Raw genomic sequence first — 16390 nt, 5'->3', positions numbered from 1 at the left:
CCCCAGACAGGATTCCCCATGCTGCAAATCAAGACCGACGCCCTGATGGCCACGCCGTGCGACGAAGAAGAAGACAACATGGCCATGCTCTGCTGCCACGGCAAAAACGGCGAGATGTTCATGCTCACCCGTTACCCCGACGAAGACGAAGTGGAGCTGACCTGGGACTACGAGCCGTCGACCCTGGATGGCCTGAAAGTCACCCTGAGTGACACGGCATTGCTGGTCGAACTCGCTGCCGGCGATGCCGATGCACTGGGTGGCAAGGATCAACTGCAGATCAGCCATGGCACTGCTGCCTCGGACCTGGCCGAAGTTGAAGCGACCTTGCAGAACATCCTCAAAGGCACGGGTACATTTATCCGGACGTAGTGGCCGGGCAAGCGGGCTTGTTGTGATGAGCGCGCTTGTTGTGCGGTGAGCGGGCCTGTTGTGGTGAGCGCGCTTGTTGTGTGGTGAACGGGCCTGTTGTGGTGAGCGGGCTTGCCCCGCGTTGGGCTGCGCAGCAGCCCCATCAAGATCGCCGCGTTCATCCAGGGGGACCGCGTTCTCTGGTTTTAGGGCCACTCCGCAGCCCAACGCGGGGCAAGCCCGCTCACCACAAAGAGCCCTATTGCCACAAGAAACCCTATTGCCACAGCAAGCCCTATTGCCACAGCAAGCCCTATTGCCACAAGAAGCTATTGCCACAAAGAGCCTATTGCCACAGGAAGCATGCTCGCCAATGTAAGCTCGCTTGGGCCGCAAGTGCCGAGGCACTGAGTAATAACCTTACGAAGTGCTGAATGTGCAGCGGCCCAACACCCTTGTGGTGAGCGGGCTTGTTGTGGCGAGCGGGCCTGTTGTGGTGAGCGGGCTTGCCCCGCGTTGGGCTGCGCAGCAGCCCCATCAAGATCGCCGCATTCCTCCAGTGGGACCGCGTTCTCTGGTTTTAGGGCCGCTCCGCAGCCCAACGCGGGGCAAGCCCGCTCACCACAAAAAAAGCCCTATTACCACAAGAGACCCTATTGCCAGATAAGCCCTATTGCCACAGCACAAAGGAGCAATTTGCGCGCCCACACAAAATTCCTACAAGTTTTCCCAAAAATACTCGTCACGCCGTTAGTCGCCGCCCCCTGCCATGCATTAAAGTAGGCGCCCCAGGCTGTCGTTTGTTGCAAGACGTACAGGCTCATCTCTCCAGGAACCGTCATCGATGGAACATCGTGAAGCGCTGCTCGCGCTGCGAACCTTTCTTTCTACGCAGATTCTCGGCCAGGAAAAACTCATCGATCGCCTGCTGATCGCCCTGCTCGCCGACGGCCATATGCTGGTCGAAGGCGCACCGGGCCTGGCCAAGACCAAGGCGATCAAAGAGCTGGCCGAAGGCATCGAAGCGCAGTTCCATCGTATCCAGTTCACCCCCGATCTATTGCCCGCCGACATCACCGGCACCGAGATCTATCGCCCGGAAACCGGCAGCTTCGTGTTCCAGCAAGGCCCGATCTTCCACAACCTGGTGCTGGCCGACGAAATCAACCGTGCGCCGGCCAAGGTGCAGTCGGCGTTGCTGGAGGCCATGGCCGAGCGCCAGGTCAGTGTCGGGCGCAGCACGTACGAGCTGTCGCCGCTGTTTCTGGTGATGGCCACGCAAAACCCCATCGAGCAGGAAGGCACCTACCCGTTGCCCGAAGCCCAGCTCGACCGTTTCCTGATGCACGTCAAGATCGGCTTCCCCGACGCCGCCGTCGAGCGGCGCATCCTGCAGCAGGCGCGCGGCGAGGCGCTCAATGGCGAGACCAAGCCCGAGCGCCGCGTCAGCCAGCAGGCGATCTTCGCCGCGCGCAAGGAAATCCTCGGCCTGTACATGGCCGATGCCGTGGAGGAATACCTGGTGCAACTGGTCATGGCCACGCGCACCCCGGCCAAATTCGATCCGGAGATGGCCGAGTGGATCGCCTACGGCGCCAGCCCGCGTGGTTCCATCGCCCTCGACCGCTGCGCACGCGCCCATGCCTGGCTGGCCGGGCGCGACTTTGTCAGCCCGGAGGATATCCAGGCGGTGCTGTTCGACGTGCTGCGCCACCGCATCATTCTGTCGTTCGAGGCCGAAGCGGCCGGCATTGACCAGGACCGCGTGGTGCAACGCATTCTCGACGTCGTTGCCGTCGCTTGAACCCCATGAACGCAAGCGATGGAATCCGCGTCACACTCAGCGAATTGATTGAGATGCGCCACCGCGTGCGCGAAGTGCAGCTGTTTTCCACCCCCAGCCAGCGCAGCCCGCTGATCGGCTTGCATCACTCCAAATTGCGCGGGCGCGGTGTCGACTTCGACCAGGTGCGCGTGTACCAGGCCGGTGACGATGTGCGCACCATCGACTGGCGCGTCACCGCACGCACCCAGGAGCCGCACACCAAACTGTTTCACGAAGAACGCGAACGGCCGATTTTCATCATGGTCGAGCAAAGTTGCCGGCTGTTTTTCGGCTCGGGGCAGATGTTTAAGTCGGTGCTCGCCGCCCAGGCCGCCAGCCTGATCGGCTGGGCCGCGCTGGGGCATAACGACCGCGTGGGCGGGCTGGTGTTCGGCGACAGCGAGCACTACGAAATCAAGCCGCGACGCAGCAAGCAAAGCCTGCTGCAACTGCTCAACCGCCTGGTGCGCGTCAACCATAGCCTCAACACCGAAAGCCGCCCGGAAGCCGACGCCCTGGGCATGGCCCTGCGTCGGGGCCGCGAAGTGCTGCGCCCGGGCAGCCTGGTTATCGTGATTTGCGACGAGCGCGCGCTGACCGAAGGCGCCGAACAACAACTGAGCCTGTTGTCACGCCATTGCGACCTGCTGCTGTTGCCGATTTCCGACCCGCTCGACCACGCCCTGCCCGCCGCCGGGCTGCTGCGCTTTGCCGAACGCGGCGCGCAGCTGGAGCTGGACACGCTGAACTTCGACCTGCGCCAGGCCTACAAGGCCCAGGCCGAAGCGCGCATCGCCCGCTGGGAACTGCTCGCGCAAAAACTGCGGATCCTGCTGATGCCCCTGAGCACCCAGAGTGAAATGGTCGAGCAACTGCGCGAGTACCTCAACCCTCAACGCCCGGTTAAAAAGCAATGAGCAGCCTCGACCAGCTGCAACCGCTTATCGCGCCGCCGAGCATCGGCTTCTGGCCGCCTGCGCCGGGTTGGTGGTTGTTGCTGGTGATCATCCCGTTGCTCGCTTGGGGCCTGTGGTCGCTGCGGCGTTTCCTGCCTGCGCGGCGTCCCGTGGCGCGCGCCGAACAACCGCTGGACCCGTTGCGCATCGCCGCCCTGGCGGAGCTGGCGCTGATGCCCAAGCCCTACGACGGCGCCCCTGCCGGTGCCTGGCTGCAACAACTCAACGGCCTGCTCAAGCGCCTGTGCCGCAACGACTACCCCTACAGCCAAAGTCACACCCTCAACGGCCGCAAATGGCTGGCATTCCTCGACAACCGCTGCCCCGCCGCCGGCCTGACGCGCTGGATGGTGCTGGTCGAAGGCGCCTACAAACCCGAATGCAAACTCGACGACAAGGCCATCGCCGGCCTCACCCAGGCCGTCGACACCTGGATTCGCAAACATGTTTGAATTCGCCTGGCCGTGGATCTTCATCCTGTTGCCCTTGCCGTGGCTGATGCGCCTGGTGTTGCCGGTGGCCGACAGCGGCGAGCCGGCCCTCAAGGTCAGCTACCTCAGCGACCTCGAAGGCCTGGCCCGGCGCCGTGCCCGTGTCAATCTGCCGGGCTGGCGCCAACAGGCACCGTTCGTGGTCCTGTGGCTGCTGCTGTTGACCGCCGCCGCGCGCCCGGAATGGCTCGGCGAGCCCTTGCCAATCGCCGCCAGTGGCCGCGACCTGCTGGTGGCGGTGGACGTGTCCGGCTCGATGGATTTTCCCGACATGCACTGGCAGGACGATGACGTCAGCCGCCTGAGCCTGGTCAAGCATCTGCTCGGCGACTTCCTCGAAGAGCGCGAAGGTGATCGCGTCGGCCTGATCCTGTTCGGCAGCCAGGCCTACCTGCAGGCGCCACTGACCTTTGACCGCCACACCGTACGCACCTGGCTGGACGAGGCGCGCATCGGCATCGCCGGCAAGAACACCGCCATCGGCGACGCCATCGGCCTGGCCTTGAAACGCCTGCGCCAGCGCCCGGCGCAAAGCCGCGTGCTGATCCTGGTCACCGACGGCGCCAACAACGCCGGGCAGATCGACCCGCTGACCGCCGCGCGCCTGGCCGCTGAAGAAGGCGTGAAGATCTACCCGATCGGCATCGGCGCCGACCCTGAGCAAACCGGCTCGCTGGGCATCCTCGGCGTCAACCCGAGCCTGGACCTCGATGAGCCCGCGCTCAAGGCGATTGCCGAGGCCACCGGCGGGCAATACTTCCGCGCCCGCGACGGCGAAGAGCTGCAAGCGATCAAGGACACCCTCGACAAACTCGAACCGGTCGAACAGCAACCCACCCAGGCCCGCCCGGCACTCGCGCTGTACAGCGCGCCGCTGGCCCTGGCACTGGTATTGAGCATGCTGCTGGTGATCCAGGAACGCTGGCCGAACAACGCGCTGCAACGGTTGTTGAACAAATTGTCGACCCGTGGGCGTTTCCTGCAGCAGCATCCCGAATGGCGCCAGCGCCTCAAACGCCTGCGTCTGCGGAGGCGTCGATGATCGACCTGTGGCCGCACTGGTTCCGTCCCTGGTGGCTGTTGCTGCTGCCCCTGCTCGGCTGGCTGCTGTGGCAACTGTGGCACCGGCAAAAACGCGCCGGGCGCTGGCAGATGATCCTGCCGCCGGCCTTTCATGCGGTGCTGCTCAGCGGCGGCAATGGCCGCGAAAGCAAATCGCCGTGGGTGGTGCTCGGCATCGCCTGGCTGCTGGCCGTGCTGGCATTGCTTGGCCCCAGCTGGCAGCGGGTCGAACAGTCGAGCCAGAAACCTTCTGATCCCTTGGTGGTGCTGCTGGAACTGACCCCGGAGATGCTCGCCACCGACAGTCCGCCAAACCGCCTGGAACAGGCGCGGCGCAAGCTGTATGACCTGTTGCAGGCGCGCACGGATGCGCAAACCGCCATCGTCGTGTACGCCGGCAGTGCCCACACGCTGGTGCCGCTGTCCGACGACCTGGCCACCAGCCGCAACCTGCTCGATGCGCTGCGCCCCTCGCTGATGCCCGAAGTCGGCCACCGCGCTGACCTCGCGGTGGAAAAAGCCCTGGGCCTGCTCAAGCAAGGTGGCCTGGGCCAGGGCCGGCTGTTGCTGATCGGTTCTTCCTTGTCCAAACAGGAACGCCAAGGCATCCGCCTGTTGCTGCAAAGCGGCCAGGCGCCGAGCCTGTCGATCCTCGGCATCGGCAGCCGCGAAGGCACGCCGGTGACTCAGGAAAGCGGCGAATTCCTCAAGGATGAACAGGGCGCGATCCTGGTGCCGCGCCTCGACAGCCCGACGCTCAAGGCCTTCGCCAGCGAAATGGGCGGCCGTTACCGCGCCGCGCGCCTGGACGACAAAGACCTGCGCCAGCTCGGCGTGCTGGACCCGCCGCAGACCCTGCGCAACGACGGCCAACTGCTGCACCTTGACACCTGGGCCGACCAGGGTTATTGGCTGCTGCTCCCGCTGTTGCTGCTCGCGGCCTGCGCCGGGCGGCGTGGCTGGCTGTTCTGCCTGCCGCTGCTGCTATTGGGCGCACCGCAACCCAGCTATGCCTTCGGCCTGCAGGACCTGTGGCTGCGCCCCGACCAGCAAGGCCAATACCTGCTGAAGAAAAAACGCCCCGCCGAAGCCGCGGAGCACTTCGAAGACCCGCAATGGCAAGGCGTCGCACTGTACGAAGCCGGCAACTATGCCGAGGCCATCAAGCGTTTCGCCCAGAGCAATGACGCCTACGCCCACTACAATCGCGGCAACGCCCTGGCCAAGTCGGGCGAGCTGGAGGCGGCGATCGATGCCTACGAACAGGCCCTGGAAGCCCAGCCCGACCTGCAGCCGGCCCTGAAAAACAAGGCCCTGGTGGAAACCCTGATGCAGGAACAGGCAAACCCCGAGCCGCAAAAACCTGCAAAAAACCAGGATGACGAAACCACGCAACCCGGCCAAACTGCGCAACCAGGCGCCAGCGGGCAAAGTGCCACGGGTGGCGAGCAGTCGTCCCAGGGACAGGGCGAAGCCGGCACCGGTGATACCAAGGCCGGCGCCACGCCACAACCCGGCGGTAACGAAGTACCGGGCAGCGAACTCGGGGACGAGCAGACCACCACCCCGCCACTGCGCCCTGCCGACGCCAGCCTCGACGGTGAACATCGCCAAGCGCTGGAGCAGTGGCTGCGGGAGATTCCGGACAACCCCGGCGAACTGCTGCGGCGTAAATTCTGGTACGAACAGCAACAACATCAGGACAAGACTCGATGAGCCGCCGCACGACCCTACTGCTTTTGCTCGCGCTGTCGGCAGGCCACGCCCAGGCGGCGAGCCTGGTCGCCAGTGTCGACCGCAGCCGCCTCAATTCCGGCGAGACGGTAGAGCTGACGGTGGAATCCAGCGACGTCACCCAGTTCGGCAAACCCGACCTGTCGCCGCTGGACGAGCAGTTCGAAGTCAGCGGCACGCGCCAACTCAACCAACTCACCACCCTGGGCGGCGACAACCACGCCACCACGCGCTGGATCATCACCCTGCTGCCCAAGCAAAACGGCACCGTGGTGATCCCGCCCCTGCAAGTGGGCGAGTACAAGACCCAGCCGATCAGCCTGCAAGTGGTCGAAACCACCAGCCAGGACAGCAGCGCGGAACTGGCGCCGGTGTTCGTCGAGGCCAATCTCGACCAGACCAGCGTTTACGTGCAGGCCCAGGCACTCTTGACCGTGCGCGTGTACCACTCGGTGTCGCTGTATGACGACAGCAGCCTCACGCCGTTGCAGATCCCGGATGCGCGGGTCGAGCAGTTGGGCGAGTCGCGCACCTACGAGAAAGTCATCAATAGCATTCGCCATGGCGTGATCGAAACCCGCTACGCGATCTACCCGCAGCACAGCGGCGCCCTGGAGGTTCCCGCCCAGACCTTCAGCGCGACCCTGGTGGAATCGCGCCCGCCACAGGAAAACACCTTGCAGGGCACCAAGCCCGGCAAGCTGATCCACGTGAGTTCGACGCCCCTGTCGCTGACGGTCAAACCCAAGCCGGAGCTCTACCCCGCCGACGCCGCCTGGCTGCCGGCACGCAGCCTGACCCTGAGCGAAAGCTGGAACCCCGAGCCCGAACACGTGCAGGTCGGTGACTCGCTGACCCGCAGCCTCACGGTCAAGGCCGAAGGTTTGTCCAGTGCGCAACTGCCGGCCCTGCCGAGCACCGACATCAACGGCCTGCGGCGTTATCCGGACCAGCCGGTGCTTGGCAACCAGACCAACGACCGTGGCCTGATCGGTAGCCGTGAAGACCGTGAAGCCTTGGTGCCCAATCGCGTCGGCGCCCTGGAGTTGCCCGCCGTCGAAGTGGTGTGGTGGAACACCCACGAGGACCATCTGGAACGCACCAGCCTGCCGGCGCGCACCCTGCAAGTGGCGAACAACCCGAGCCTGGTGGTGGACACCCCCGCCACGCCGACCATCATCACCGCTCCGGACGACAGCCGCCTGTGGCTGTGGCAACTGAGTACGCTGATCCTGGCCTGCACCACCTTGTTGGGCTTCGGCCTGTGGTGGCGTGCACGCTGGCAACCGGCGGTGCTGCGCGCGGCGCAAACCGGCCCGAGCCCGCGCACCCTGCTCGACGACCTCAAGCGCGCCACCCAGGCCAACGACCCGCAAGCCACGCGCCAGGCGCTGGACGCCTGGGCGCGCCAGCAGCCGGAAACCCTGGCGGACATGGCCGCGCGCTTTGTGCCGTTATCGGATGCGCTGGATGGCCTGAATGGCGCGCTGTACAGCGAGAGCGGCCAGTACTGGCTGGGCGAAGACCTGTGGCGCGCGATCAAGGCCATCCCGATGGCCGAGCGTGAACTCGATCCGGCGACCGATACCACCAGCCTGCCGCCGCTGTACCCCAAGTAAGCCGGACTCAGCCACACCACAAAACCCTGTGGGAGCGGGCTTGCTCGCGAAAGCGGCGCGTCAGTCACTAGTGATTTGACTGACCCAGCGCCTTCGCGGGCAAGCCCGCTCCCACAGGGGTTAGCGCAAGCGGGACAGAACTCCGTCGCCCGTGAAGGACTCGCAGCTCATGGCCGTCATTGGCCTAGACGCGGTTGGCGTCCAGATCCGTGAAGCATCGCGGGGCAACAGTGGCCACGGTTCAAAAATGTGGGAGCGGGCTTGCCCGCTCCCACATGGGTTAGCGCAAGCGAGGCAGAACTCCATCGCCCGTGAAGGACTCGCAGCTCATGGCCGTCATTGGCCTAGACGCGGTTGGCGTCGAGATCCGTGAAGCATCGCTGGGCAACAGTGGCCACGGTTCAAAATGTGGGAGCGGGCTTGCTCGCGAAAGCGGCGTGTCAGTCACTAGTGATTTGACTGACCCATCGTATTCGCGAGCAAGCCCGCTCCCACATGGGTTAGCGCAAGCGAGGCAGAACTCCGTCGCCCGTGAAGGACTCGCAGCTCATGGCCGTCATTGGCCTAGACGCGGTAGGCGTCCAGATCCGTAAAGCATCGCGGGGCACCCGTGGCCACGGTTCAAAAATGTGGGAGCGGGCTTGCCCGCGAAGGCGGTCTATCAGTTCCCCCTGCGCTGACTGACCCACCGCAGTCGCGAGCAAGCCCGCTCCCACAGGAGACGACAGACCATCCGTCGCCACTGTCAATTCTGACAGGTAGACGCCCACCCCCGGCGGGTGTCTGATTTTCCTTGCCTCATGCGCGCCCGTTTCCGCGCGCATCCCCTCCAGCAAGGAGTCTGTTCCATGTCCAATCTACCCGTTGATCCCGCCGCCGATTCCCGCGGTGATGAAGCCCCACCGCTGCTGCTGTCACAGGACATGGTGGCCTACAACACCCACAATCCAACGGCCAACAGCCCTCGGCGGGTCGAAGACCTCGACCCGCCTTTTTCCGCCTACCCCCATATCCCCCTGCACGCCACCCTTTACCCGGAAAACGGCGTGTACGGCCTGGGCATCCGCCATGTCACCCCGTATGCCTACTTCGTGTTTGAAAAGTGGTTCGATTGGAACTTTTTCGACTTTTACGCCCTTTACCTGGAGGACCTGCTTAACCCAGTAGCGGCCGATAATGTCTTCGAAGACGAGCAAAGGTATGGCCTGTTCGTGCCCAGAGAGCACGTTCCGGAAGGCGAGATACAGATCTACGGCCGGGTATTGCGCCCCAGCTCCGGCCAGGAGAGCACCTCGCCGCTGCAAACCATCCTGATCAAGACCACTCGCCCCGGCGGCACTGATACTGACCCGGGCTGCCCGTGGCATACCGGCCTGGTGATGACCGTCGAGGGCTTGCCGGAAGGCTCGACGATCAATCCGCCTATTGCCGAACGCGGGGTGTGGTGCCTGATCGAACCGTATAAACATATCCGCCAGAACGACCGCATCGAACTGTCCTGGGACGGCATCTTCGTCATACACATCGTCAGCCCTGCAGAGGCGGCCGGCAGCGGACCGATCCGGGTGTTCGTCAGCAAAGACATCATCCTCCAGGGCGGCCTAATGGGGCCCCTGAACTTGCGCTTTCGGGTGCAGGATGTGGTGGAGAACATGTCCGGGGAAAAATACGCGTATTCCAAGCCTTACATCCTGATGAGCGAACTGGACCCCAGCCTGCTGGAAGCACCGAATTTCCTGGTCGATGACGAGGAGTCCTACCAGATCGACTTCGACACCCAAAGCGACTCGATCTTTGAAGTACTGGTCTTCACCGTCCGAGAAAACCCCGCGCCAAACCCACGGCACCAGATTTTCGTCAGCCTGTTCGCCACCCTGGCCGATGGCTCAACGCGGGACTTCGCGCTGCCGGCGGCGATAGACAACAACCGAGGCTCGACCACGGTGCCCGTTGACCGTGAAACTATCCAACAATTGGTCGGCGGCTCGTTCCGGGTGTCGTTCCTCTGGCAAACCGCCAGTGGCGAATCCCTGGGCCAGTCCGGCACCAACACCGTCACCGTGATCGGCACGCCGGTATTGATGCCGGGGGTGACGATCAACCCGATCGAACTGGGCTTGATTGACCCAGCCCATGACATCACCGTCACCATACCTTTCTACGAACCGCACGACCCCGACTGGCTGGAGACCCTGCACATCGAGCGCCGCATACCCGGCGGCGGTGGCACCCCCTATATCGACTCTCAGCTGGCGGGCGCCCAGGGTGGCAGCCGCCGTGTGAAGAAGGAGGACCTGCAACGTTTCAACGGCCTGGGCCTGATTTATTTCTACTACGTGGTGACTAACGGTGTCACCTCGCGCAAATCGACTGAGGTAGGCGCCCAAGTGGGCGAGCGTGTCGCTGACATGCCGCTGCCACAACTGGAAGGTACCGAAGGCAACAATATCAACCCGGACCACATCATCGGACCTGACGTAGTGCTGACCTTGCCCTACCTCGGGGCCCGAGACGGCAACGTGTACCACTGGAGCTGTGTCGGTTCGGCCCTGGGCGGCTCGGCCAATGGCACCATCTTGATCAACCCCGGAACGGCCGGCCGGTCCCTGCCATTCCCGGTCAGCCGCACCATCCTCGACTTCAACCTCAACGGCAGCCTGCGCATCAGCTACAGCCTGGAACGCGTCGGACCACCCCGGCAGGTGTTGCGCTCGGAGGTGCTGAACCTCACCGTTGGCCCGGGTGTGGAACTGGAGCCTCCGGAAGTCGCTGAAGCCCAGCGCTTCCCGGATCGTCTCGACCCCTTGGCAGCCTTGTCGGGCGCGAACGTGTTGTTGAAATTCCGGCCGATGCACGCCACCGATCGAATTTTTGTCGACTGGCTCAGCCCGGATGGCATTGGTAGCTACGCCACAGACGTACAGGGCGACCCCGTCACCAACGAGGTCAGCGCCCCGATCCCAAGTGAGTTTATCGCCAAAGGTATTCGCGAAGGCGGCAACCGCATCAGCGTGCAGTACCATTTTTTCCGCGGTGCCATTCCCTACGAGTCGGAAATATTGAATCTGGAACTGCTGCCGCTGACCGGATTGCCCACCCCGTTTATCCAGGGCGTCGGCGACGCCGTTGACCTGGTACTTTCGCAGTTGGTAGCCGGGGCTCGCACCCTGACATCGGTGTGGCCGTTCATTCATCCCGACAGCCGTATCTGGATGGAATACCACGGAACATTGAACAACGGCGATGCCTATCACGAGATGACCTATATCTCCCACCGCCTGGGCGAGGCTGACGCTATCGGCGGACTGCAACCGCCAACCCCCATCGAGGCTCTCCAGCGGCTCATGGACCGATCCTCGCTGACCATCCAGGTATGGGTCGGATTCTCTCAAAGCCTGAGTAAAACCTTGGCCGTAGCCTTCCCGACGCGAATCTACAACGTCCGGGTCGATTATTTCCGCGACCTGACCGACTTCTACAACTTCAACTGGAACGGCTGGATGAACAGCGTCAACGGCAAGGGAGACCTGATGATTGAGGGCGCCGAAAATGTCGTCTGGCGCGCAACCAAAAGCAACTTTGAAGCCATTGAGCCCGGCATACAGAAAACCTTTGAAAACTTGAAGGCAGCCACCCGATACGAAGTCAGTTTCTATTGCAAAACCACCGGTAGTGCCTCCCAGACGACAGCCAAGATCAGCTTAGGTGACACGACGGTTACGAGGATCGTGACCCCGGACCGCAATTGGGAGAAGTTCAGCCATATCTTTACAACGGCTGCGACCCCGCCCACACAAACACTGCAGGCAAAAATAGCGTTCTCTATTAATGCAACCAGCACCTTTTTCATGGACCAGATCCAAATACGGGAGGTAGCCCTCGTGCAGTGAGCCACCTCGCATAGGTGAAAATGCCCAACCTGCCCACATAAACAACCCGCGACATGCGCGGGTTGTTTATGTGGGCGACTGGATAAAGAGCAGCGCTAGCGTGCAGCCCTCGGGTCGAAATACTGGTTCCTGACATTCCCGCCCCATAATACGTAAGTACCATCGACGCGACGTGCTGCAAAGGAAGGATCAGTATGCGGAGGCCTAGGAGGAGGTGGCGGTGGCAGGACCACGTAGGGGAAACGCTTGATAGAGTACAGCTCCGTTACCCCGCTGAGCAGGTATTCAGACAGCTCTGGAGGAATCTCACCGGCATCTTCCATCGCCAGTGTGGCTCCCCAGACGGATACCGCCCCGTCGGTACCTCCCTGCGTAGTGATAACGCCGTACGCACCATTGGTGCAGTAGACATCACGAATCAGGCTGGCCATCAGTATCTGGCGCACCGCCGGGTCCATTGTCCCGCCATGGGTGTTCAGCCCTGTCAGCACAATAGAGTTGGTGGTGCCGTCATCACGACGGCTCAGTAAAAAGAAGCTGACATCGTTGCCATACAGGCTGAGATTACCGTCGACAATGATCGCCGAGGACGAAACGTTCCTGCGCAGTCTCGGCGCTTCGGCGCTTTCGCCCCGCCGGCGAGGATAACCCGGTTCGGCGTTTGCACCCTCGATCACCTGTCTGTAGCTGTCTTTTTCTTGAGCCGTCAAGGGCGCGCCGCCATATTGAGGCGCTCCCCAAGCCTCCGCCTGGCCGCTACTGTTGGCCATCAGAAACGCCCAACGTGCGGACCTGCACAAAATGATGTTGCCACGTGCGGCGAGTGCAGCGGCGCTGGCATTCATATCGCCGCCTTCAGCAGCCCGGCCCCAACTGACCGCTCTACGCCTATCTCGCGTGATGGCACAGAACGATGCCGTCGCGGCAATAACCGATTGCACACCACCATCGTCGAGGATTCTGAGCAATCTGTCAGAGGGAATGGTTCCACCACCGTCGACGGCGCCCCACACCGCAATGTCGCCATCTCTTCCGATGGCGCAGAACGAAACCGCCGACGCGACTATTCGAGTCACAAACATCGCATCCAGTTGCGCGCGCACATCGGGCGGAATGTTGCCGCCATTATTGGGTTGCCCCCAGGCATACACCCTGCCGTTTCGAGTTCGAACCGCAAATGCATCGTCTGCCGCGTAGATGGCTTCGGGCGGGTCGAACCACAACTCTCGCTGGATCTGGTCAGGCACCGTCGAGGCCGGATTATTAACCGGGCCAATCGCAGCAATACTGTTTGCGCCTGGAGCAGGATTGTCATGGATCACGGCAAACGCACTTCGGGTGCTGTAAACCGACTTTACGCCCCGAAGAATAGGCGCCGTGGGGGGAACGGTGTTGCCCCAGCATAATAATTGATTGGTACTGCCGACACTCACCAAGGCGGCAAAACTGAACTCTGCCGAAAACAACTTTATCGCTTTATTATTCTTTAGAAAGTTCACGATCGCGGGCGGCACAGGCAACCCCCAGCCGGTCTGTCCTTCCAAATGAACATCGCCGCTGGTGGGCTCAAGCAACGCGAACACCCCACCGCTGGAAACAAACAGCCTGTCTGCGGGTTCCGGGACGTGAAATGAAAAATTACCGCGCTGTTTTAGATAACACCACTCGTTTTCCTCGTCCGATATACCCTGGAAGCCTGAAACAATTAGGTACTGAGGCGAAAAATATTCGCTGCCTGCTACGTTATTCGAGTCAACAGGCACCACCGAAAACTGCAGATACTTACCCTCATCGGAAGGCCTGATGTTGAAGTCCTGCTGCCCTTCCGCCTCCAGGCGTTGACCATTAAGGTACCAATAAAAGCTTGACAGCCCTTCATGGCTGGCACCATTCGCGTCATACCGATAAAAACCACGCACCGTGGCGTGCACTAAGATATAGCCCAGAACCTGCACTTCACTGGCAGTGGGGACCGCATCAACAACCGCCTTTTTCTTCACGTTACTCATGACTGACTCTCCAACTCTGGGAATAAAAAGTGTTGGCAGCCCTCCGCAACGGCCTTCAAAAACGCAAGCCGCTGAGCGCCGTCCAAAACGTACGCCCTCATGAATCGACCGGGTTATACAACTCATCCGTCACACTTGTTCCGCCCCCCCACACCACGTACTGTCCATCTGTTCGCCTGGCGGCGAAGGCTGACGCTGATCGTGCGCCGGTAGGGGCATAAGGCGGCAAGAACTTCAACGCGTACAACCCACTCACATTTGCCCTCATGTACTCTTGCAGTTCACCCGGAACGTCACCTGCATCCTGATAAGCAGTGCCACCGCCAAATGCGTTGACCGCGCCACTGGCAGAGCCTTGTGTGCTAATCACGCCATAGGCGCCATTCGTGCAGTGCACATCCGTTATTAGACTGCCCATCAGCACTTGCCGGGTAGCGGGTGGAATAGCGCCACCTCCCGTGGGCTGGCCCCACGAAAACAGATCCTTGGTACTCCCATCGGATTCCTTGGCAACCATGAAGAAGCTGGAGTCATTGGAGTAAAGGCTGATGATGCCATTGGGGGTGACAATTTCGCCTAAGTTGGCACCTGGGGTTGCGCTTGGATCACAGGTGGCGTTGTGGCGTGTCGGCGAACGATGTTGTTGATACCAATCGTTGACGTGCATATCGTCGAAGAGCGCTTCAATGCGGTACTTTTCTCCGCTTTTTTCAAAGACTTTCCCCGCATCGTTATCTTGCCCATCGTCTTGACCGGCAAGCCCACCGTAACCCGCCTGGCCCCAAGAGGCGGACAGCCCGGAGTTATTGAACATGCAGAACGCCCAGGCAGACCCCCGGCATAACAGGATATTGCCGCCGGCAGCGAGTCTTTTGGCATCTTCATTCATGGTGCCTCCATAGGCTGCAGCGCCCCAACTGATCGCTCTTCTGCGGTATTTGGTAATGGCGCAGAATGCATTGCGGTTAGCCACCACCTGCTCAACACCGTCCTGGTCAAGGATGTACGTCAGGACCTCGGAAGAGATTTGCCCGCCGTTGGCTGCGTCACCCCACGCCACGACGTGTTTGATTTCAGGGTCATTGACGGTTTGCGGACCAATGGCGCAAAACGCACCGGCAGTGCTGACAATCCGCTCAACCTTCATCGCCATCAAATAGTTCTCAGCCGCCTGCGAGATACTGCCTCCGGCCGCAGCATTTCCCCAGGCATAGACGTTCCCCTTGAGAGTGACGACTGAAAATGCAGATTCCGTTGCATAGATTGCCTTGGGCAGATCGAAGAGCAGTTTGCGTTGAATATCCTCTGGTACCACCCCGCCATTCGCGGCGTTGCCAAAGGCACCGATGGTGTTTTTCCCTGGCGCCGGATTGTCGTAAATAAAGGCCACTGCGGTGCGATTGCTATACACGTACTTAATGTTATTCAAATCCAGTTGCGGGGGAATATTGGCCATATTAGTCCCCCACAACAACAGTCGCTTGGTACTGCCCAAGACCGGGACCAGTGCACCAAAATCCCGCTCGGTCGAGAACATACGCGTGGCTGGATTATTTTTCAGATAATCGCGTATTGCCTGTGGCGGTTGACCGGCATGATCAGCACGTCCTCTAACATGCACACTTTGCGTTTTGCCGTCGGTCAGCGAAAAAGCCAACGCACTCGCGACGAAAACTTTATCGTTAGGGTCGGGCACATAATAAGAACAATGACCGCGTTGTGACATAAAACTATTACGGTGCTCTTCGTCGGAGATATTTTGATAGCCGTTTACGACGGCAATCTCCATCGAAAAAGTTTCTATACCGGTTTCACCATCGGCGTTCATCGGCGTTACCGAAAACCTGATTTTTGCCCCGCTGAGGGAGGCCTGGATTTGAAAGTCGAGGCTTCTGGCAGTGAGATAGTTAACGCCGTCTATATACCAGCGATAGATAGAGTTTTGCTCGGGAACATCATCAACGTAAAAATAACTACCGCGAACCACTGCACCCGCAACGGCCTCACCGATAATCGTCACATTAGTTGCTACAGGAATTGACATGAGATAAGCCTCAGTTATTAGAAAATCACACTAACCCTCAGACTCAGTCACCGCGCGAATAATCAGCTCCTCACCACGTTCACGCACCAGCCCTTCGCCATTGTCTTTGGGATAATGAAGTTGAATATTGTCCTGCTCTAAACACGCACAGACAGTAAGCGCTGCCGAAAATAGGCTGTCTACTGTCATATTTAACAGGTGAGGCGACCGTTCATCTGATGATTCAAGATTGAAACAAGCACGTATGTACGCAATAACAACTGCCGTCCTGCGCCGACGAACGATACGAATAGCGTCTGTGACCATGCGCTATCTCTCCCTTGAGTCAGAGGTTTCCAAGGCGAACCCGCCTGACGTTCACCGTTGAGCATTCGGAGGGTGAAAGAATCGCGCCATTTACAGGTAAACT

At 61.0% G+C, this 16390-nt stretch carries 11 protein-coding genes; 8 read left to right on the top strand and 3 right to left on the bottom strand.

The features are described from left to right. The first annotated feature begins 18 nt into the window (after positions 1-18). The 8 genes from C9990_RS13815 to C9990_RS13770 all read left to right on the top strand — a co-directional run bounded on the left by C9990_RS13815 (position 19) and on the right by C9990_RS13770 (position 11928). Positions 19-372 (top strand): hypothetical protein, encoded by a 354-nt coding sequence (locus C9990_RS13815; RefSeq protein ID WP_065907894.1) that lies wholly within the window; start codon positions 19-21, stop codon positions 370-372. Positions 373-1195: 823 nt separating this feature from the next. Then, a complete protein-coding gene (locus C9990_RS13805; RefSeq protein ID WP_017739127.1) occupies positions 1196-2155 on the top strand; it encodes a MoxR family ATPase in 960 nt (319 codons plus the stop codon). Between the two features lie 5 nt (positions 2156-2160). After that, the gene (locus C9990_RS13800; RefSeq protein ID WP_106803626.1) at positions 2161-3093 is read left to right on the top strand and encodes a DUF58 domain-containing protein; all 933 of its coding nucleotides are present in this window, start codon (positions 2161-2163) and stop codon (positions 3091-3093) included. Continuing rightward, positions 3090-3584, top strand: a complete 495-nt coding sequence (locus C9990_RS13795) for a DUF4381 domain-containing protein (protein WP_065907893.1) — start codon at positions 3090-3092, stop codon at positions 3582-3584. The genes C9990_RS13800 and C9990_RS13795 overlap by 4 nt, the downstream gene beginning before the upstream one ends. Beyond that, a complete protein-coding gene (locus tag C9990_RS13790) occupies positions 3577-4665 on the top strand; it encodes a VWA domain-containing protein (protein ID WP_106803625.1) in 1089 nt (362 codons plus the stop codon). Before C9990_RS13795 ends, C9990_RS13790 begins: the two co-directional genes overlap by 8 nt. Beyond that, the gene (locus C9990_RS13785; RefSeq protein WP_065907890.1) at positions 4662-6401 is read left to right on the top strand and encodes a tetratricopeptide repeat protein; all 1740 of its coding nucleotides are present in this window, start codon (positions 4662-4664) and stop codon (positions 6399-6401) included. Before C9990_RS13790 ends, C9990_RS13785 begins: the two co-directional genes overlap by 4 nt. Continuing rightward, entirely contained in the window at positions 6398-8038 is a 1641-nt protein-coding gene (locus C9990_RS13780; protein WP_106803624.1) for a BatD family protein, read from the top strand. Before C9990_RS13785 ends, C9990_RS13780 begins: the two co-directional genes overlap by 4 nt. A gap of 848 nt (positions 8039-8886) precedes the next feature. Then, entirely contained in the window at positions 8887-11928 is a 3042-nt protein-coding gene (locus tag C9990_RS13770; RefSeq protein WP_106803622.1) for a hypothetical protein, read from the top strand. Positions 11929-12023: 95 nt separating this feature from the next. Here the strand turns inward: C9990_RS13770 and C9990_RS13765 are convergent, their stop codons facing one another. From C9990_RS13765 to C9990_RS32310, 3 genes are all read right to left on the bottom strand, one after another. Further along, on the bottom strand, positions 12024-13937 hold the full coding sequence (locus tag C9990_RS13765; protein ID WP_106803621.1) for a hypothetical protein: 1914 nt from the start codon (positions 13935-13937) through the stop codon (positions 12024-12026). 97 nt (positions 13938-14034) lie between these two features. Then, entirely contained in the window at positions 14035-15981 is a 1947-nt protein-coding gene (locus C9990_RS13760) for a hypothetical protein (RefSeq protein WP_106803620.1), read from the bottom strand. A 30-nt stretch (positions 15982-16011) separates the two neighbouring features. Further along, on the bottom strand, positions 16012-16287 hold the full coding sequence (locus tag C9990_RS32310) for a hypothetical protein (protein ID WP_157955073.1): 276 nt from the start codon (positions 16285-16287) through the stop codon (positions 16012-16014). Positions 16288-16390 lie beyond the last annotated feature (103 nt).

It is taken from the genome of Pseudomonas sp. S5D5, assembly GCF_003013355.1.
Taxonomy (GTDB): Bacteria; Pseudomonadota; Gammaproteobacteria; order Pseudomonadales; family Pseudomonadaceae; genus Aquipseudomonas; species Aquipseudomonas aylmerensis.
Note: the sequence above shows the minus strand (reverse complement) of the source record. Positions and strands in the feature narration are given on the sequence as shown.